The sequence below is a fragment of the Arcanobacterium buesumense genome (assembly GCF_012563545.1).
GTDB classification, from domain to species: domain Bacteria; phylum Actinomycetota; class Actinomycetes; order Actinomycetales; family Actinomycetaceae; genus Arcanobacterium; species Arcanobacterium buesumense.
Genome location: NZ_CP050804.1, coordinates 634,958 through 652,073, shown reverse-complemented (window position 1 = coordinate 652,073; position 17,116 = coordinate 634,958). Strand labels below are relative to the sequence as shown.

20 protein-coding genes are annotated in these 17,116 nt (G+C 49.8%); 2 read left to right on the top strand and 18 right to left on the bottom strand.

Annotation, left to right across the window (positions count from 1 at the left end; genetic code table 11):
- Positions 1-28 precede the first annotated feature (28 nt).
- The 4 genes from HC352_RS02920 to HC352_RS02905 are packed head-to-tail and all read right to left on the bottom strand — an operon-like array spanning position 29 to position 2,650.
- On the bottom strand, positions 29-886 hold the full coding sequence (locus tag HC352_RS02920) for a phosphatidate cytidylyltransferase (RefSeq protein WP_168917505.1): 858 nt from the start codon (positions 884-886) through the stop codon (positions 29-31).
- A 38-nt stretch (positions 887-924) separates the two neighbouring features.
- Positions 925-1,482 (bottom strand): ribosome recycling factor, encoded by a 558-nt coding sequence (gene frr / locus HC352_RS02915; protein WP_168917504.1) that lies wholly within the window; start codon positions 1,480-1,482, stop codon positions 925-927.
- 2 nt (positions 1,483-1,484) lie between these two features.
- Positions 1,485-2,231: a UMP kinase gene (pyrH, locus tag HC352_RS02910; RefSeq protein ID WP_168917503.1), complete on the bottom strand. Its 747-nt coding sequence runs from the start codon at positions 2,229-2,231 to the stop codon at positions 1,485-1,487.
- Between the two features lie 35 nt (positions 2,232-2,266).
- The gene (locus tag HC352_RS02905; protein ID WP_168917502.1) at positions 2,267-2,650 is read right to left on the bottom strand and encodes an RNA-binding S4 domain-containing protein; all 384 of its coding nucleotides are present in this window, start codon (positions 2,648-2,650) and stop codon (positions 2,267-2,269) included.
- A 114-nt stretch (positions 2,651-2,764) separates the two neighbouring features.
- Between HC352_RS02905 and HC352_RS02900 the strand changes: the two genes are divergently transcribed.
- Positions 2,765-4,303, top strand: a complete 1,539-nt coding sequence (locus HC352_RS02900; protein ID WP_168917501.1) for an MFS transporter — start codon at positions 2,765-2,767, stop codon at positions 4,301-4,303.
- 91 nt (positions 4,304-4,394) lie between these two features.
- On the opposite strand, the gene HC352_RS02895 is transcribed toward HC352_RS02900, so the two are convergent.
- The 6 genes from HC352_RS02895 to rpsB all read right to left on the bottom strand — a co-directional run bounded on the left by HC352_RS02895 (position 4,395) and on the right by rpsB (position 9,647).
- Positions 4,395-4,697: a ferredoxin family protein gene (locus HC352_RS02895; RefSeq protein ID WP_168917500.1), complete on the bottom strand. Its 303-nt coding sequence runs from the start codon at positions 4,695-4,697 to the stop codon at positions 4,395-4,397.
- Positions 4,697-5,998, bottom strand: coding sequence for an FAD-dependent oxidoreductase (locus tag HC352_RS02890; RefSeq protein WP_168917499.1), 1,302 nt, complete (start codon positions 5,996-5,998; stop codon positions 4,697-4,699). Before HC352_RS02890 ends, HC352_RS02895 begins: the two co-directional genes overlap by 1 nt.
- A gap of 11 nt (positions 5,999-6,009) precedes the next feature.
- On the bottom strand, positions 6,010-6,882 hold the full coding sequence (locus HC352_RS02885; protein ID WP_168917498.1) for an electron transfer flavoprotein subunit alpha/FixB family protein: 873 nt from the start codon (positions 6,880-6,882) through the stop codon (positions 6,010-6,012).
- Positions 6,882-7,658 (bottom strand): electron transfer flavoprotein subunit beta/FixA family protein, encoded by a 777-nt coding sequence (locus tag HC352_RS02880; protein WP_168917497.1) that lies wholly within the window; start codon positions 7,656-7,658, stop codon positions 6,882-6,884. The genes HC352_RS02885 and HC352_RS02880 overlap by 1 nt, the downstream gene beginning before the upstream one ends.
- Positions 7,659-7,891: 233 nt before the next feature.
- A complete protein-coding gene (tsf, locus tag HC352_RS02875; RefSeq protein WP_168917496.1) occupies positions 7,892-8,755 on the bottom strand; it encodes a translation elongation factor Ts in 864 nt (287 codons plus the stop codon).
- Positions 8,756-8,786: 31 nt separating this feature from the next.
- Positions 8,787-9,647 (bottom strand): 30S ribosomal protein S2, encoded by an 861-nt coding sequence (gene rpsB / locus HC352_RS02870; RefSeq protein WP_168917495.1) that lies wholly within the window; start codon positions 9,645-9,647, stop codon positions 8,787-8,789.
- Positions 9,648-9,984: 337 nt separating this feature from the next.
- On the opposite strand from rpsB, the gene HC352_RS02865 reads away from it, so the two are divergent.
- On the top strand, positions 9,985-10,530 hold the full coding sequence (locus HC352_RS02865; protein WP_168917494.1) for a M23 family metallopeptidase: 546 nt from the start codon (positions 9,985-9,987) through the stop codon (positions 10,528-10,530).
- 27 nt (positions 10,531-10,557) lie between these two features.
- Here HC352_RS02865 and HC352_RS02860 read toward each other — a convergent pair whose 3' ends face one another.
- The 8 genes from HC352_RS02860 to rplS all read right to left on the bottom strand — a co-directional run bounded on the left by HC352_RS02860 (position 10,558) and on the right by rplS (position 17,009).
- Positions 10,558-11,478 (bottom strand): tyrosine recombinase XerC, encoded by a 921-nt coding sequence (locus HC352_RS02860; RefSeq protein WP_168917493.1) that lies wholly within the window; start codon positions 11,476-11,478, stop codon positions 10,558-10,560.
- 33 nt (positions 11,479-11,511) lie between these two features.
- Positions 11,512-12,669 (bottom strand): DNA-processing protein DprA, encoded by a 1,158-nt coding sequence (dprA, locus tag HC352_RS02855; protein WP_168917492.1) that lies wholly within the window; start codon positions 12,667-12,669, stop codon positions 11,512-11,514.
- A complete protein-coding gene (locus tag HC352_RS02850; protein WP_168917491.1) occupies positions 12,666-14,180 on the bottom strand; it encodes a YifB family Mg chelatase-like AAA ATPase in 1,515 nt (504 codons plus the stop codon). The genes dprA and HC352_RS02850 overlap by 4 nt, the downstream gene beginning before the upstream one ends.
- A complete protein-coding gene (locus tag HC352_RS02845) occupies positions 14,177-14,548 on the bottom strand; it encodes a YraN family protein (RefSeq protein ID WP_168917490.1) in 372 nt (123 codons plus the stop codon). The genes HC352_RS02850 and HC352_RS02845 overlap by 4 nt, the downstream gene beginning before the upstream one ends.
- Positions 14,549-14,673: 125 nt before the next feature.
- Positions 14,674-14,982: a DUF2469 domain-containing protein gene (locus tag HC352_RS02840; RefSeq protein WP_168917489.1), complete on the bottom strand. Its 309-nt coding sequence runs from the start codon at positions 14,980-14,982 to the stop codon at positions 14,674-14,676.
- Between the two features lie 21 nt (positions 14,983-15,003).
- Positions 15,004-15,663 carry a ribonuclease HII gene (gene rnhB / locus HC352_RS02835; protein WP_369801262.1) on the bottom strand — a complete coding sequence of 220 codons (660 nt, stop codon included), beginning with the start codon at positions 15,661-15,663 and terminating at the stop codon, positions 15,004-15,006.
- Positions 15,664-15,675: 12 nt separating this feature from the next.
- A complete protein-coding gene (lepB, locus tag HC352_RS02830; protein ID WP_168917488.1) occupies positions 15,676-16,509 on the bottom strand; it encodes a signal peptidase I in 834 nt (277 codons plus the stop codon).
- 146 nt (positions 16,510-16,655) lie between these two features.
- Positions 16,656-17,009, bottom strand: a complete 354-nt coding sequence (rplS, locus tag HC352_RS02825) for a 50S ribosomal protein L19 (protein ID WP_305792419.1) — start codon at positions 17,007-17,009, stop codon at positions 16,656-16,658.
- Positions 17,010-17,116 lie beyond the last annotated feature (107 nt).

Here is a 17,116-nt window from a genome sequence, read left to right as displayed (position 1 = left end):
GCAACAATTCACGAGGTGCTACACCGAACTAGCTTAAGCCGAAGCCATAGGTTAACACGGCATAAAGCATCGGGGCACAAAACAAAAGTGAATCTACCCTATCTAGTACCCCACCGTGTCCTGGGAAGACCGATCCCATATCTTTAACGCCAAGATCACGTTTCAATAGTGACTCTGCGAAGTCACCTGCGGTGGCAAAAATCGGCGTGATCAAGCCGATAACAACAGCTGCGTACCATGGCATACCAAGTGCGAACCAGACAGTTAAGCCAGCCGCTAAAAGTGCGCCAATCGTAGAACCGATAAACCCCTCCCACGATTTCTTTGGCGAAATCGATGGTGCTATCGGGTGCTTGCCGAAAGTTATTCCAGCTAACCAGCCACCCGTATCCGAAGCTACCGGTAACAAGACAAAAGCAACAATCGCCAATGGTCCGTTATCTAACGCCGCCAAAGCAATAGCAAACATGGAAAAAATGCCAATCCAAGCAAGCGCGAAAAGTCCCGCCATAGCATCTCGCATAGCATTCGGTGCTGGCATATAAGTACGCCACAAAATCACTATCAGCGCACTTATCAGGAAAACAAGGAAACCGGGAGTCAAGCCCCCAATCCACGTCGCCACCATCATCCCTACGCCACCAATTGCCACTGGGATAAACGGAATGCGAATGTCACGAGCAAGAAATGCCCCAGCAATTTCCCATAATCCAGCAACTAGGAAGACGATAGCTAACGCTATGAAAATCTCAATCTTGTAGGCCAATGATAGGCCAACCAAGCCCAACAATACGCCAGCCGTTGCTACTGCAGCTGGTACATTACGTCCAGCCTTAGAGGTTACTTCTTTCGGCGGCCGCGGCGGGTGTGGCCGAAGTCGTTGCACGATTGACAGACTTTTTGTTGGACTTGGTGCGGTCAAGATCAGATCTCCATTAATTCCTTTTCCTTAGCTACAAGGAGAGTATCCACATTATCGACATACTTTTTCGTCAATGTTTCAAGTTCTTTTTCAGCGCGCTCGACGTCATCTTCGCCCGCATCGCCGTCTTTCTTGATCTTATCTAAGGTTTCCTTAGCTTTACGGCGAATTGCACGGATCGAAATACGGGCTTCCTCGCCCTTTGCCTTAGCAATCTTGACGTATTCACGACGACGTTCCTCGGTCAATGCCGGCAGATTGATCCGCAAGACTTGGCCGTCATCAGTTGGGTTAACACCCAAATCAGACTCTTGAATAGCCCGCTCGATATCTTTCATTGCAGAACGATCATAGGGCGAAATAAGAACAGTACGTGCTTCTGGGACAGAGACTGTTGCCAGCTGCTGGAGCGGGGTTGGCGCACCATAGTAATCCACAATCAGTGATGTGAACAGTTCTGGGTTTGCACGTCCAGAACGAATCTTAGAGAAATCGCTTTGTGCTACTTCGATGGCTTTACCCATCTTTTCTTCAGCTTCGAGCAATGTTGAGTCAATCATTCTTAGTCCTCGCTTTTCGGGGTTGATGTCACTAGGGTACCGATCTTTTCACCGCGTAAGGCGCGCGACACGTTTCCTGGTGTACCCATTCCGAAAACGCGCATGGTCATTCCGTTGTCTTGGCAGAGAGAAAACGCCGCTGCGTCTACTACTTTCAGCCCGTCATGGAGAGCTTGTTGATAGGTGACTGATTCTAGCATGATGGCTGTGGGATCTTTCCGCGGATCGGCAGTGTAGACCCCATCAACACCATTTTTGCCAACCAAAAGTTCATCACAGCGTAATTCAAGAGCACGCTGAGCAGAAACTGTATCAGTAGAAAAGTATGGCATTCCGGCACCGCCGCCGAAAATAACAACTCTTCCTTTTTCCAAATGCCGAATTGCCCGCAACGGAATATAGGCTTCCGCAACTTGGCTCATAGTGATCGCAGTTTGTACCCGAGTTGGGATACCACTATTTTCGAGGAAGTCTTGCAATGCAACAGCGTTAATCACTGTTCCTAGCATCCCCATGTAATCGGCTCTAGCTCGATCCATACCGTTTTCTTGTAGTTCCACGCCACGGAAGAAGTTTCCCCCACCAACGACGATGGCTACTTGTACGCCAGCTCGCACTGCTTCCGCAATTTCTTGCGCAGTACGGCGAAGTACTTGAGTATCAAGGCCGATGTCGCCACCACCAAAGACCTCACCTGACAGTTTCAACAGCACACGGCGCGTGCCGTGCGCGGCCATATCAAAAGACATGGTGCACCTTTCATCTAGTTCGCGCTACAAAGATTCTACCCCATGTGACCGTAGTTCGAATTACGTCCAAGAATTCGGTCCAATTCGCGTCGCTCTTTTTTGGTGGGTCGGCCAGTACCACGTTCCCTAGTAAAAATTGGAATAAAAATTTTCGGACGTTGCGGGCTTAAATCGGTGTAACAGGCTTGAGCGCGCGGAGCACTCGTGCGTTTTGTCAATAAGCCAGTCACCTGCAAAATACGATCGAACCCCTGGAACCGATAGCGTACTTCGTCACCTATTTTCACTGGCGACGACGGTTTCGCAACCGTTCCATTGATACGCACATGACCTGCTTTACACTCTGCCGTAGCTAAACTCCGTGTCTTTGTTTGCCGAACTGACCACAACCACACATCAATGCGCACTGTTTCACTCATACTCTCTACCCTAGATGGTCATAAAGATCACCACAAAATTGTGGCCTGCCCACTGTTAGTTGAAATTCGAAAGGATTAGTATCGATCCATACTATTAATGAGGAAAGATAATCGATGAAAAGAAAAGAAGGATCGGTACCTGCCGAACACGCATTTACAGTACCTGGATCAACACGCGTTTACGATAAACGTCAGCTCTTAACCGTACTCCTCGTGCCCTTGATGATGGCACTTGTCCAGGTTAGTTCTGTTAATAATGCGCTCCCGGCATTAAGCGAAGCACTCCATTCTTCGGATGGTGGCCTGCAGTGGGTTCTTTCTGGATACGCCCTAGCAATTGGCATAGTTCTAGTTCCAGCCGGACGTTTAGGCGATATTTTAGGACGCTCATCATTGTTCGTCGTCGGCCTCACAATTTTTACCTTCGCATCGCTGGCTTGCGGTATTTCAACTAACGTACTGATGCTCAACCTGTTCCGTATTGTCCAAGGTATCGGCGCAGGAATCCTTTCTCCGCAAACAACTGGACTTATTCTTCAGTATTTTGAAGGTCATGCCCGTGCCAAAGCATTTGCTTTATTCGGTCTTGTTGTCTCCTTATCGGTGGCAATCGGCCCAATTTTGTCTGGTTTTCTTATTGGCTGGCTTGGTAATGACCTCGGTTGGCGTGGTGGATTCTTCGTTAATGTTCCCCTAGGCCTTATTGGCTTAACTCTAGCTATCAGATGGCTACCGTTTGGTAAGGAACGGCGAACTGTCGGGCCTAACCATGAAAAAGTACAACAAGAATATATTGAGCAAACCACTAAAGCTGGCAAAAAAGTTGTTGTTAAGCGCGGAAAAATCGACATCGATCCCGTTGGCTCATTATTACTATCTCTCTCGGTACTTTTTATTATGTTACCGTTTATGACTCATTCCATGCCTTGGATTTGGATTTTCTTGCCGATTGGTCTGCTGTTGACTGGCGGTTGGATAAAATGGGAAAAATACTACAAAGATAGTGGCCACTATCCAATGATGAATCTTGATCTTCTTAAATTGCCTACCTATGCGCTTGGTACGCTTACTGGCTCACTATTCTTCATGGCCGGGCCAGCAATTATGGCAATCGTGGCAATTTATCTTCAAACAGGAGTAGGAATTGTAGCGTTAAGCGTTGGTCTATTAACGTTACCTAACGCTGCTTCCTCAGCCATCGGAGCAATGTGGAGTGGTCGCCATGCAGTTAAGCATGGCGCGGCTATTCAAGTGTTTTGTGCCGTCCTCATCGTTGCAAGCTCTAGTGTTTTAGCACTTGTTGTCTGGGGAATCGAGCACGGATTGAGTTTCTGGTGGGCCGCCATCCCGCTGGCGTTTCAAGGCTTTGCCTTCGGAGCTTTCGGATCAGCAAATCAAACTCTGACAATGATGGATGTGCCCCATGCCCATGGTGGAACTGCTGGCGGCTTTTTACAAACCGGCCAGCGTATCGCTACCGCAATCAGTATCGCCATGGTTACAGCAGTGTTCTTTGCGGGACAACGCATAACAACAGACGAACCTAATTGGCTTCTAGGCATGCTGTTAGCATTAGGCCTTGTTGTCTTTTTAGCCTCATTAACACTGACTTCAGCTCTAATATTATGGCGCCGAAATCGCGCCATTGCATAGTGCTACTAATGCGGGAGATAACCTCGTAGGTTATCTCCCGCAACGTATTCTCCCAACAGCGCGCTTTATGCGCTGATTTCTTAGCTACTATTTAACCTTCACGATAACTAATACCCATACCGGAACGTGGGTAGTGCCAACTCAATGTACCCGCTGGCGCCAGCGCCAGACACGTACCGCACTCTAAACATGCCGCATATTCAGCAGCTACCGTTCCATCAGAGTTCTTTGAATACACCTTTGCTGGGCAAATACGGATAAGCGTATCAGCAAAACCACTCGCAGCCAGCTCTTCTTGGTGAACCTCGATATGTGAATTGCCGTCGTCGGTTTCATAAGAATTACCAGCTAATCGGCGATTAAGTGGCGGAAGTGAAAACTCGCTCTTAGCCATCACAGTCCTCCTCGAATCTTGCGGATAATCTTTACGAGCTTCCACACGCTCAACCCGGACGTCTTCATCTTCTTCACAACGAGCGAGGCGATCTTAGTGCGTGGAGTTTGATCCATGCGATATACCCCGCGCAACACATTGGCCGCGTATTCGCCGAGCGGACCGTAAAGTTCTGGCGTGCTGGCAAGTAGCTCTGGAGCTTTCTTGAACGTGGCCATGTCCTCACCTAGCCACGACTGGGCAATGTTTTCTTCGTATGAGGCCAACGTCGATGCCGAATAATCACCAGTGCTCAACGCCAATTGAATTGCTTGGGCAGCGCAACGTCCCGACTCCGCCGCCAAATCCATGCCGCGAATAGCGAAACCGTTGTTGATCGTGAACCCGGCAGCATCGCCAACAATCACTGCACCATCGAATGCGAGGCGGCCAACCATCGCTTGCCCGCCTTCGGCAACCATATGGGTGCCGTATTCGAGCAACTCGCCGTCGGCAATGAGTGGCTGGATGAACGGGTGGGCCAGGAAATGATCGTGGAGAACGACGACGTCGTGCCCGGACTTTGCCAGGTCAGCAATGTTGACCACGATACCTAAACTGATCGAATCCTTGTTCGTATACAAGAAGGCGCCGCCTGGCACCCCGCGGGTGGCGTCCCCGACGAGCGCGTATGCTACGCCGTCGTCGCCGCCGACGCCGAAACGCTGGTTCACTGCGTCTTCACCGATACGAATAACCGACTTCACACCCACACCCAGGTGAGACGGGGCTGGTGCCTCACGCAGTCCGGTAGCCCTAGCAAGGAAAGAATTCACGCCATCAGCCAAGACCACGATCTTCGCATGCAACACGTCTTCGCCGGCACGAATACCGCATACGGCACCAGACTCGCTCGTCACAAGCTCATCGACCTTGACGCCGCTCATCACCGTCACACCGGCTTCTTCTGCCTGCTCGGCAAGCCACGGATCAAGCTTGGCGCGCAACACCGTCACCGCATTGGTGGGTTCGGCAAGCGAGGCATCCCAATAGTCCACCGACACAGCCGACTCCGCATTCAGCAAGGTCAATACGTTGCGGGTAATCGAGCGCTCAACTGGTGCTTGGGTGGAGAAATCTTCGAAAATCTCGTCCATCACACGCGAATAGAAAACTCCGCCGGAAAGATTCTTCTCCCCTGGCTCGTTACCGCGTTCGGCCAACAATACTTCGTGACCGTCTTTCGCCAGCAAGTACGCGGTTGTTAAACCAGCAATGCCAGCTCCTACAACGATAACGTCAAAATCGTAGTCGATACTCACGTGCTCAGAACTCATTTCTGTACAGCGGCAGTAAGCTCAGGCAAGACCGCATAAAGATCGCCAACAATGCCGTAGTCAGCGAAATCGAAGATCGTTGCCAGCTCATCATTGTTGATTGCCACGATTGTTTGCGAATCAGTCACGCCAGCAGTGTGGTGAATCTGACCGGAAATACCGATAGCGACATAAAGTTCCGGCGCAACGATCTGACCCGATACACCGATGTAGCTTTCGCGCGGCATCCAACCGTAGCCTTCTGCCAATGGGCGCGATACGCCGAGCTCAGCACCCAACGCATCTGCGAGGTTCTGTGCGAGTTGCAGATCTTCTTTGTTTTCGAAACCGCGACCAGCGCAGATAACACGCTGAGCATGCGCAATATCAATATCTGGGGTTTCACTGACGTCGTAGGCGCTGACGCGCGCAGGCAGCGGCTGACCGGTAACGCTTTGTGGAGCTACTGCTTCGCCGTCGACTGCTGAACCGCCGGCATGGATGGCAACAACTGGACCATCAAAGTGCACTGTTTGCAAAGTGATAGCACCAAATCGAGAAACCTGAGCGGTGTGCTCGCCTAAAGAACGCACCCCAACAAGGATAGGCGCATCAAGCTTGGCAGCCACTGCCCCACCCAAGACGCGATCTGTTGGCGTATCTGCAACGAGTACAACGTCGTCGGCACCTGCGCTAACTGTTTGTGCAACAACTGGTGCTAAGGCTTCAACTGGGATATCGGCGTCGAGAGCAATAGTGATCGCTGAATCTACGCCCGCAACTTCTGCGTCTCCGACAACGACGGCGGTGATGACGTCAGCGCGCTGCCGGCCAAGTTCAACCAGGTCAGCAATTTCTCCAGTGGAGGTAAGAATCCATGTGGTTGCCATCAGGCTTCCTTTCCATCGAGTACGCCGTCTGTGCGAAGAGCTTGAACGAGTTCGTTAACAGCGTCCGGGCCGGCAAAAATAACGCGCTTGCGTTCGCGCTCAGCTGGCTTGGCATGACCGGTGATCCTCACACCTGCAGGTGCTGATTCGACGTCTGCCATTGAAATAACCTCAACTGGCATCTTTCCAGCGGCCAGAATTTCTTTCATCGACGGCGCTGGGACACGTGCCGCATCGGAGGTTACTGCCACAACAACTGGGCCAGTAACTTCTACCGTGCGAGTACCGCCGGTCACCTGCTGGGTAAGCACATATCCATCGCCTTGTGGCTCAATCTTTTCCACCTGCTGGAATGTTGGCCAGCCAAGATAACCACCAAGAATCGCAGATGTCATTGAGGCACCGTTATCTATTGACGCATCCCCGGTAATAACGATTGTGGCATCATCAATTCGTGCAACGAGTTGTGATAGAAGTTGGGCATACTGGGTGGGGTTAAGATCATTGGCTTGCTCATCAGCTAAAATTATTCCTCGAGAAAAGCCTTTAGACATCGCATTTTTGCGCGCCATAGAACCACCGATAACAGCTGGCCCGACGCTTATCCCGATAGATTCGGTGCCGAGCTGTACAGCGAGCTCCTTGCCGACCTGTGCCGCTACCGGATCATAGTCACTCATCGCAGGTTTTGCACGTGACCAGTCCACTGTACCGTCAGCTGCTACTCGAGCATCTTGTGGGTTTGTGGTGTATTTGTATGCCACAACTACACTCATGAATACTACTCCTATATATGCGGGTAAAACCACCATAATTCTATCCTCTTTACCCCTCTTATGCGTTAATAGGGCGGTGGGATTAGTCGCTAAAAGCCACTGGCTATCACTCTAAAATTTAGAAATTCGCACTGTTAAGTGCCAAATATAGCGCCCAAATACGTTAAGGGCGAGGTTCATTGAACCTCGCCCTTAACGTATTTTAGCTAAACAGCTACATGAGTATTATATGTTCACTCAGCATCAGCGGCAGCAGCAGCTTCGCCAACGCGAACACGCTTGAAACCGGTAACCTTGCCACCAGCAGCTTCAATGACCTGTCCAACAGACATCTTTGGATCACGAGCAAATGCCTGATCAACAAGGGTAATCTGCTTGAAGAAGCCCTTGAGACGACCTTCAACAATCTTTGCAATAGCTGCTTCTGGCTTACCTTCAGCAACGGTAATTTCAGTTGCAATACGGCGCTCGTTGTCAACAACGTCAGCTGGAACTTCTTCCTCATTGAGGAACTGTGGGTTCATCGCAGCAATGTGAACAGCAACGTCATGAGCAACCTTGGTGCCAGCATCATCGGTTGCGACGAGAACTGCTACCTGTGGTGGCAGATCAGTTGCGGTGCGATGCATGTAAGACTCGATGTGATCACCAGAAAGAGTTTCAAGTGAACCGACAGCAAGCTTCTCACCGATAACACCAGTGAAGTTGTCAATACGATCCTTGACAGTTCCCTCAGCAAGTGAAGCTTCGAGAAGAGCGTCAACAGATGTAGCCTGAGAAGCAATAGCAGCTTCCAAGAGTTCCTCAGCGAATGCAATAAACTTTTCATTCTTAGCTACGAAGTCAGTCTCAGAGTTAACTTCGATGATGTAGCCAGTCTGACCAGCTTCAGAATCGATGATCTTGGAAAGAACCAAGCCAGCGCTAGCGGTACGGCCTTCGCGCTTTGCAGCAACCTTCAGGCCCTTTAAGCGTAGAAGTTCTTCAGCCTTAGCGGTATCGCCTTCAGCATCAGCTAGTGCCTTCTTAACATCGAGCATTCCGGCGCCAGTCTTCTCGCGGAGAGCCTTGATATCAGCAACAGTGTAATTTGCCATGTAAATATACCTTCCCTATAAGCCTAAAAAATCAGGCTTCGGTTGTTTCGGTAGCGGACTCTTCGGTTGAAGCTTCAGCTTCGACAGCTGGAGCTTCAGTTGCCTCAGCTTCGGTAGCTGCTGCGTCTGATTCAGCCTTTTCCGAAGCGAGCATTTCGCGCTCCCACTCCGGCATTGGATCTTCTTCAGCATTCTTACCGCGACCGCGGGCAAGAAGACCATCAGCAACAGCATCAGCAACGACGCGGGTGAGGATTTCGATGGAGCGAATTGCATCATCGTTTCCTGGAATACCGTAATCGACATCATCTGGATCACAGTTGGTATCAAGAACTGCAACAACTGGAATGTTGAGCTTTTGTGCTTCGGCAACAGCCAAGTGTTCTTTGTTGGTGTCGACAATCCAGATTGCCGATGGCACCTTTGGCATATCACGAATACCGCCGAGGGTACGCTCCAGCTTTTCCTTCTCGCGGCGCATCATCAGCAGTTCCTTCTTAGTGAACTTCGAACCTGCAACATCATCAAAGTCGATGAGTTCGAGTTCCTTCAAACGCTGGATACGAGAGGAAACAGTTGCGAAATTGGTGAGCATACCGCCCAACCAACGCTCGTTAACGTATGGCATACCAACACGCTCAGCCTGTTCACGAATTGGCTGCTGAGCTTGACGCTTGGTACCAACGAAAAGAATATTGCCACCGTGGGCAACGGTTTCCTTAACGAATTCGTATGTGGAGTTAATATCTTCAACAGTCTTGCGAAGATCAATAATGTAAATACCGTTGCGTTCCGTAAGGATAAAACGCTTCATCTTTGGGTTCCAACGGCGGGTCTGATGACCGAAGTGGACACCAGCTTCAAGCAGCTGGCGCATAGAAACGACTGCCATGGTCGTCCTTTCTCAGGCACAGGGATTCCTGCGCGATAGTTACGGTTAGTATTCACTAACGGGATTGTTAATGAATCCTGGCGCACCATCTATCACAACATAAGCACCGATGCGATAGTGACCTTTCGGCGTTCGTGCGCGCGAATTTGCTACTCGTATAGCCTTTTTAGTGTACCCGAAACCCCACCTTTAACGCGAGTAAGTAAGTGGAGTTATGACGTGGCATTGCTGACATTTTCAGCAAGTGACTTGTCCACATAATTCGGCAAATTTCCGCTTTTCCACAGAAAAAATACTCCCCGGATAATGGTTTTGAATAATTACAATAATGGTGGCTATGTCGAAATTACTTAACACTACACTATTACTTGTTGCAGTTATTGGTATTGTGAACACTTCTGCGGGACTTACTCCACTCAATTCTACACCTGCTACTTCGCAGGAGAATGTCAATGATGAACAGCCAACAAAACCGCATCCCAAGCAAGCTTTCGATTGGCCTTCTGGGCATCCGGTAAAAATCTTGCGCGAGTTTTCGATAGGTCAGTTTAATTGGAATCCTGGACATCGTGGAGTTGATCTTGACCTGGAGGCTGGTGCGCCAGTTTATGCACCAGCAGATGGCATTATTCGTTATGCGGGCCCACTCAACGATCGTCAAGTAATCTCCCTAGAACACCAGGACGGCATTCGTACGACCTTTGAACCCGTAATTCCGATGGTTATCAAAGGCCAGCACGTCCGCCGCCATGACGTGATCGGAACAGTTGATGGCACGCACTGCGCACCCCGATCATGCCTGCATTGGGGTGCAAAACGAGGCAAAGACCGCTATATCAATCCGTTATCTTTGTTAGAAGGGCCAATCGTCTTGCTGGATTGATAACCTTAGCCTATTTGTGGAACGGTATCACGCACGTGGATGTGCTTGCCCAAAAGCAGCTCGGAGCCGTTCAGCGCTGACATGAGTATAACGCTGTGTAGTACCGATTGATGCGTGCCCTAGTATCTCTTGGACTGTACGCAAATCAGAACCGCCATCAAGAAGATGTGTTGCTGCCGAATGACGCAAATCGTGTGGTGTAATATCTGGCAGTTGGGCTATTGCAGTGAGCTTTGACAACGAGCTACGCACAACACGCGGATCAATACGTTTACCGAGTGCTCCAACAAATAATGCCTGTTCACCAGGCTTGACAACAGTTGCACGAACATCAAGCCACGCCATAAGAGCACGGCGTGCGGGCCGGCCAAAGGGCACGATTCTTTCTTTGTTTCCTTTACCGAGCACCCTAATAGTGTTCGACGGCGATATGTCCGTAATATTCGCCCCTGTCAATTCACTAACACGGATAGCCGTTGCATAGAGAAGCTCGAATATAGCAGCATCACGAATACGTAGCGGATCACCGTCTGACGTGCGCTCCTGCGCTACGTGAAGTAGTTTTCGTGCTTGTTCAACAGAAAGAACATGCGGTAATTCATTTGATGCCCTAGGGGCTTTAAGCTGAACTCCTGGATCATGTTCAATTATTCGCCTTTTATATAACCAAGCAGTAAAAGTTCGGATAGCAGCAGAGTGACGCGCAATTGATGATCGAGCATGGCCAGCTTGAACACGATGAGCTAACCATGCACGCAAGTCACGAATGTCAAGTTGCCCAAGTGCTCTGGTGACGTCATCTGATTGGGCTTGTAGAAAAAGGAATAATGAGCGAGCTTCAGCTAGGTAAGCACGGCACGTATGTGTTGATAGTCCCCTGCGCATGTCAAGTTCATCGAGATACTGCGTAAGAATCTCTTCCAAGGGTTGTGCCAGCTCTTCAGTCATATTGTTATCTTACCGTGCCAATATGACCCTGCCTTATTTTTCACGGGAGGGAACTCGCTTCCACCGGTTGCCCTCACGCGCTATTCGCCCAGATAATTCTAAAAGCGATAACTTCGCTAGAACATCACGTTCGCTCATCCCAGCAACATGCGCGATTGCAGTGGTATGTACGCTACGTGTGATAGGGATCGCCTCCCACACCCGTTCACGCAGTGGATCATAGCCATCATCTGGGATCACAAAAATATCTTCGTCTCTTCCAAGAGTCAATTGTTGCCACGAGACTAATTCCCGGATATCTTCGCTGTGCCGAATCAGCGTAGCACCGTTACGAATAAGCAGGTGGCACCCTTGAGCATTAGGTGAATCAAGACTTCCAGGGCATGCTCCTACTGGACGATTATTACCAATGGCATGCCGTGCCGTAGACAATGCGCCAGAACGCACCGGAGCCTCAACAACTACTGTCGCACTACCCAAACCAGCAATAATGCGATTGCGAGACAAGAAACGATGACGTTGTGGAGCTGCGCCAATTACTGATTCAGAGAGTACTGCCCCGCTCGCAATCGTTGCGTTGAAAAGGTCAGTATGAGCTGTTGGATACGGACGATCTACACCCCCAGCAGAAACAATAATCGTTGGTTGGGAATTATCTAGTGCTCCGCGATGAACTTGCGAGTCTATTCCAAAAGCACCACCGGAAACCACCACGTGAGTATCAGAAATATCGCTCGCTAAATTCCATGCTAAGCGTTGACCATAAGAACTAGCAGCCCGCGAACCAACCAAGGCTATCGCTGGACGATTCAATACTTCGACATGGCCACGCACCCATAGGCCGAGCACTGGCTCCGCGAGATCATCAAGTGCTACCGGCCAGTGTTCATCACCTGGAATGAGAAATGATACACCCATACGCTTCATCGCTGTATCACTTATCTCTTGATAGGTAGATAGGCGCAATTGCCAAGCTTGCATTGTACGCTTAACATAGCCTCCGCGAGCGCAACTTCGTTCTATTGCCTTACTAAAATCCTGACTCGTTGAACTGCCAGTTGCATATTCACGAACCCATGCTAAGGCCTGTTCATAACCTGCTACTGCAATGAGTGCATGTGCTAATGGATTGTTACCCTCACATAGATAGGTCCATACTTGAGCAGCCCGATGTTCAGCACTAATCATCATTCCTCCAATGCGGTACGTAAGGAAAAGGCGAGAGCTAGATCGTCGTCGGTGGGATGTTGGTGGCCAGCAAGATCACAAACCGTCCATGCTAAACGCATGATTCGATCCATTCCTCGCATCGATAGTTGCCCAGATCGTAAGCGGGTATCAAAAAGTTTGGACATCGTAGAACTGAGCGGGGTGTGAGCACGAAGCCATGTACCAGATAATTGGCTGTTGAGTGTTTGTTGGCGCGTATATTGGCGTTGCCGAGCCTGCTGTACGCGTTCCCTCATTTGCTCAGTTGTCGCGGTAGGGCCGTGTTGGATATCAGCGCGCGTTGGCCGATTAAGATGGATGACGACATCGATTCGGTCACGTACCGGGCCACCTAACCGAGTCTGGTATGTGCGTAGGTCACGGGAAGTACACGAGCAGGCTCCTGCCCCATCGAGACGTTTTCCGCACGGACAGGGATTCGTGGCAGCCACAAGCTGAAACCGAGCCGGAAAATGCACGACTGCTGCACAGCGCGCTATATCTATCTGTCCAGTTTCCAACGGTTCACGCAATGCTTGAATGGCCCGCGGAGAAAACTCGCTAAACTCGTCACAATACAGCAATCCATGGTGTGCAGATGTGATAGCCCCTGGACGAGCTATCGTACTACCGCCACCAATAAGAGAAGCTATAGAAGCGCTATGATGTGGAGCAGCAATAGGAGGCCGATAATCGAGGTGAGTTGAGCTAATCCCTTGGATAGACCGGATAATAGCCACCTCAATAGCTTGCTGATCAGTAAGATTTGGCAGAATATCAGGCATACGTTGTGCAATCATCGACTTGCCAACGCCTGGCGAACCAATCATCAGTATGTGGTGTCCCCCGCCAGCGGCAACTTCCGCACCAAATAGCGCATCTGGTTGGCCATAAATATCTGCCATATCACCAATCTTTTTCCCAGTTGTTACCGATTGTTGTGAGCTCTGGTGAGAGCACGAGCAAGTTGGCTCAACCCCGCCACCCATCCATTGAGCTATCTGCGCAAGATGGGCTACTGGAATAACTTTTATCCCCTTTACTAGCTGGGCTTCGCCCGCATTGCTCTCGGGTACAATAACAGTTGTAAAACCTTGCTCTTGAGCAGCTACCACACTAGGTAAAACACCACGGATAGGACGGATAGTACCATCTAGGCCAAGTTCTCCTAACGCAAGAACCTTATCTTCTAATGGTTTGTATCCTTGGGCAGCTAAAATCGCAATCGCCAAGCCAACATCTAGTCCAGTTCCAGTTTTAGGTAAAGCACTCGGAGAAAGATTAATAGTTACTCGTTCCCGAGGCCACGGTAGTCCTACATAAGAAAAACTTGCCCGAAGACGTTCTCTCGCTTCGCTTACTGCCGTATCAGGCAAACCGATAATCGAATAATGCGGCAGTCCTGGCAAAATAACTGTTTCAATTAACACCACATGCGCATGAACCCCGATGAGAGTCGTTGCAGTTGCGCGTCCGACAATACCAGTACTCATAGCGCATCTCGAATATGGTTAATTCGAAAGTTGTCATATGTTTCAACCGTCAACGCAAGGACATCAATGGCAATATGGGTGGCACGCCGATGCTGTGCACTGCGCCATTGCCTAAATGCTAGCCGGATTCGCTCAAGTTTAGCTGGCGTGACGGCTTCCTGTGGCAAGCCTTGACGAAGCGAACGCCGAGTTTTAACCTCAACTGCAACGAGTGCATCACGATACGGATCGAATGCCACAATATCTAATTCTCCGCGCGAACATCGCCAGTTACGATCAAGAATTGTCCACCCAAAAGATTGCAGATAGCGTGCAGCAGTTTCTTCACCCCATATACCAAGGGCCTGAGTTTTCTGTTTTGTTTTCATATATTCATGAAAACAAAAACCGTCACTTACTCACCGGCAACCAGAAGCTTCTGTGGAAAAATGACTATCAAGCGATAATCGTGGACAAATCAAACCCACAGGGCACGCCATCGTCGTCGAAAAAACTACATCTCAAGTTCGTGAGTGATATCCGGCTTATTTAATTCCTCAACGTTCACATCCTTGAACGTCACCACACGAGCTTCCCGAATAAAACGCGACGGACGGTAAATATCCCACACCCACGCATCCTTCAGCATAACTTCAAAAAAAATATCGCCGCCGGCAGATGCACGTACTTTAACATCAACATCATTAGCAAGATAAAAGCGCCGTTCAGTTTCCACCACAAAACGGAATAGATTAACAACCTCCCGATACTCCCGATATAACGCGAGTTCGGCATCTGACTCGTAATTTTCTAACTCACTCATATTCTTCTCCCGTTCCTCCGACTATTTTATCCCAGGTAATTTCCACGCCGTACGATGAAAACGCGAAGCACCCCGTGCGCCCAGTCCAGCAATATGTTCTTTCGAGGCATAACCTTTATTGCGTTCCAAACCATAACCAGGAAATTGTTCTGCAGCCGCAATCATGATCTCGTCACGCTCAACTTTAGCCAATACACTCGCCCCCGCAATCACAGCACAGCGCGCATCTCCTTTAACTTCCATCCGCACCGGAAAGTGCGGTAAAGATGCACCCGGATCAAAAAGTCCATCTGAACTCCACCAATCGTGGCTACCATCCAATAACACTGCGCCAATCGGGAAATCGGTAAGCTGCAGTAACGCATTCTTAGCCGCAATTCGCAACGCCCCAATAATTCCATATTCGTTAACGTCTTCAGCATCCGCATGGCCAACAGCCGATGCGCTCACCCAGGCACGAACTGGCTCAACTAACGCCTGCCGAGCAGCAGGTGAAAGCAGTTTCGAATCACGTAAATTATCTGGAAAATCATCGCTTGTTTCCATGCCAACCAATGCGATACCCACACTAGCTGGCCCCGCAAGTGCTCCTCGGCCTACTTCATCTACCCCAGCCACATAAGTACCGGGGGCAATGGTAGCAAGTAACTCTCGTTCTACTTGGCGGTCTGGACGTAACACCAATATTCACCTTCACCGTTGCGGATCGGGAACACCCTCAAAAACTTCCGAAGCATCAGGCAATGTACCAAACCGGGAAACTGGTAGGATCCGTAACCATGCTCGTCCCTCAATATTTCGCACTGGAACGAAACCGGACCCTTCCACGCGCTGATGATAGCGAGAATCAGAAGAATCGGAACGGTTATCGCCCATGACCCAGACATGGCCGCGTGGCACTCTTACGTCAAATGCTTCATCAGACGGAGCTACCCCTGGCTTAATATAGGTTTCATCAATACCGACTCCGTTAACTGTAACCCGTCCCTTATCGTCACAACATGCCACATGATCCCCAGGTAAGCCGATCAGACGTTTGATTAAATGACTACCAACATTTTTAGGAACCAAGCCAATGGCTTCGCCGACTTTTTGCAATCCGGCTCTTATACCCGATGCTTGCGGAACATCAACATTTGCCAACCAGTTGCCAGGATCTAGGAAAACAATAATATCGCCCCGGTTGAGTTCATCAGCAGTATCGGCGAGCTTATTGACTACCACACGATCATCAATAATGATCGTATCTTCCATGGAACCGGAAGGAATCTCAAAGGCTTGCACAAAAAATGTTTTCAGCAAAACAGAAAACAACAAAGCCACGGCCACGATAGTACTGATTTCCAGCAGTGAGGAAATGACTCTACGGCCTAGTGATACAGTCGGCGCGCTACTTTGCGGCACAACAATATGCAACCGTTGCGCACGTGCTTCTTCTAGAGATTGCGGTTCATAGGATGGCGGCATCACTTCAGGAGCCGGCGCATACCGCTCGGCCTCAAAATCTCCATCGTTTTCCGATGACATTACGCTCCTGACATGTGGTTTTAAGCTCTGTTTCAAGATTACATAAGGAGACTAATTTGTGCTGGAGCCATATCCGCGCGTCCGGTATCAGTTCTATCACAAAAAGAAATGCCCCGGCATAAACCGAGGCATTTCGACGGCTGAGGTCAGCGAGCGTCAGCGCGCTTTTCCTTGATCTTAGCTGCCTTACCATGCAAATCACGCAAGTAGTACAGCTTAGCCCGACGCACATCACCACGGGTGACGACTTCAATAGAGTCAACATTTGGCGAGTGAAGTGGGAAGGTACGCTCCACACCTACGCCGAAGGAGGACTTACGAACGGTAAAAGTACCGTTGACGCCATTGCCACCCTTGCGAGCAATAACCAGACCCTGGAAGACCTGGATACGGTGACGGTTACCTTCGACAACCTTGACGTTGACTTTAACGGTATCGCCAGCGCGGAAGTCTGGGCGCTCAGTGAGCTGGGATTCAGTAATCTTCTTTAGAAAATCCATGATTCTCTCAACCATTCTGCACGCAGGTCAGAATGCTTTCCGGGGTTTCCCCCGTTCGTATGTGCATTATTCTTGCCTCACATACCGCCCCCTGCGGCAGGTTTTCG

What these genes read in the sequence shown, in the direction of transcription:
- HC352_RS02885 (WP_168917498.1), bottom strand. Translation starts at nt 6,882, where the DNA reads ATGGCAACCACATGGATTCTTACCTCCACTGGAGAAATTGCTGACCTG.
- HC352_RS02845 (WP_168917490.1), bottom strand. Translation starts at nt 14,548, where the DNA reads ATGAAAACAAAACAGAAAACTCAGGCCCTTGGTATATGGGGTGAAGAA.
- tsf (WP_168917496.1), bottom strand. Translation starts at nt 8,755, where the DNA reads ATGGCAAATTACACTGTTGCTGATATCAAGGCTCTCCGCGAGAAGACT.
- rpsB (WP_168917495.1), bottom strand. Translation starts at nt 9,647, where the DNA reads ATGGCAGTCGTTTCTATGCGCCAGCTGCTTGAAGCTGGTGTCCACTTC.
- HC352_RS02865 (WP_168917494.1), top strand. Translation starts at nt 9,985, where the DNA reads ATGTCGAAATTACTTAACACTACACTATTACTTGTTGCAGTTATTGGT.
- HC352_RS02840 (WP_168917489.1), bottom strand. Translation starts at nt 14,982, where the DNA reads ATGAGTGAGTTAGAAAATTACGAGTCAGATGCCGAACTCGCGTTATAT.
- frr (WP_168917504.1), bottom strand. Translation starts at nt 1,482, where the DNA reads ATGATTGACTCAACATTGCTCGAAGCTGAAGAAAAGATGGGTAAAGCC.
- dprA (WP_168917492.1), bottom strand. Translation starts at nt 12,669, where the DNA reads ATGATGATTAGTGCTGAACATCGGGCTGCTCAAGTATGGACCTATCTA.
- HC352_RS02895 (WP_168917500.1), bottom strand. Translation starts at nt 4,697, where the DNA reads ATGGCTAAGAGCGAGTTTTCACTTCCGCCACTTAATCGCCGATTAGCT.
- HC352_RS02860 (WP_168917493.1), bottom strand. Translation starts at nt 11,478, where the DNA reads ATGACTGAAGAGCTGGCACAACCCTTGGAAGAGATTCTTACGCAGTAT.
- HC352_RS02850 (WP_168917491.1), bottom strand. Translation starts at nt 14,180, where the DNA reads ATGAGTACTGGTATTGTCGGACGCGCAACTGCAACGACTCTCATCGGG.
- HC352_RS02880 (WP_168917497.1), bottom strand. Translation starts at nt 7,658, where the DNA reads ATGAGTGTAGTTGTGGCATACAAATACACCACAAACCCACAAGATGCT.
- pyrH (WP_168917503.1), bottom strand. Translation starts at nt 2,231, where the DNA reads ATGTCTTTTGATATGGCCGCGCACGGCACGCGCCGTGTGCTGTTGAAA.
- rplS (WP_305792419.1), bottom strand. Translation starts at nt 17,009, where the DNA reads ATGGATTTTCTAAAGAAGATTACTGAATCCCAGCTCACTGAGCGCCCA.
- HC352_RS02900 (WP_168917501.1), top strand. Translation starts at nt 2,765, where the DNA reads ATGAAAAGAAAAGAAGGATCGGTACCTGCCGAACACGCATTTACAGTA.
- HC352_RS02905 (WP_168917502.1), bottom strand. Translation starts at nt 2,650, where the DNA reads ATGAGTGAAACAGTGCGCATTGATGTGTGGTTGTGGTCAGTTCGGCAA.
- lepB (WP_168917488.1), bottom strand. Translation starts at nt 16,509, where the DNA reads ATGTCATCGGAAAACGATGGAGATTTTGAGGCCGAGCGGTATGCGCCG.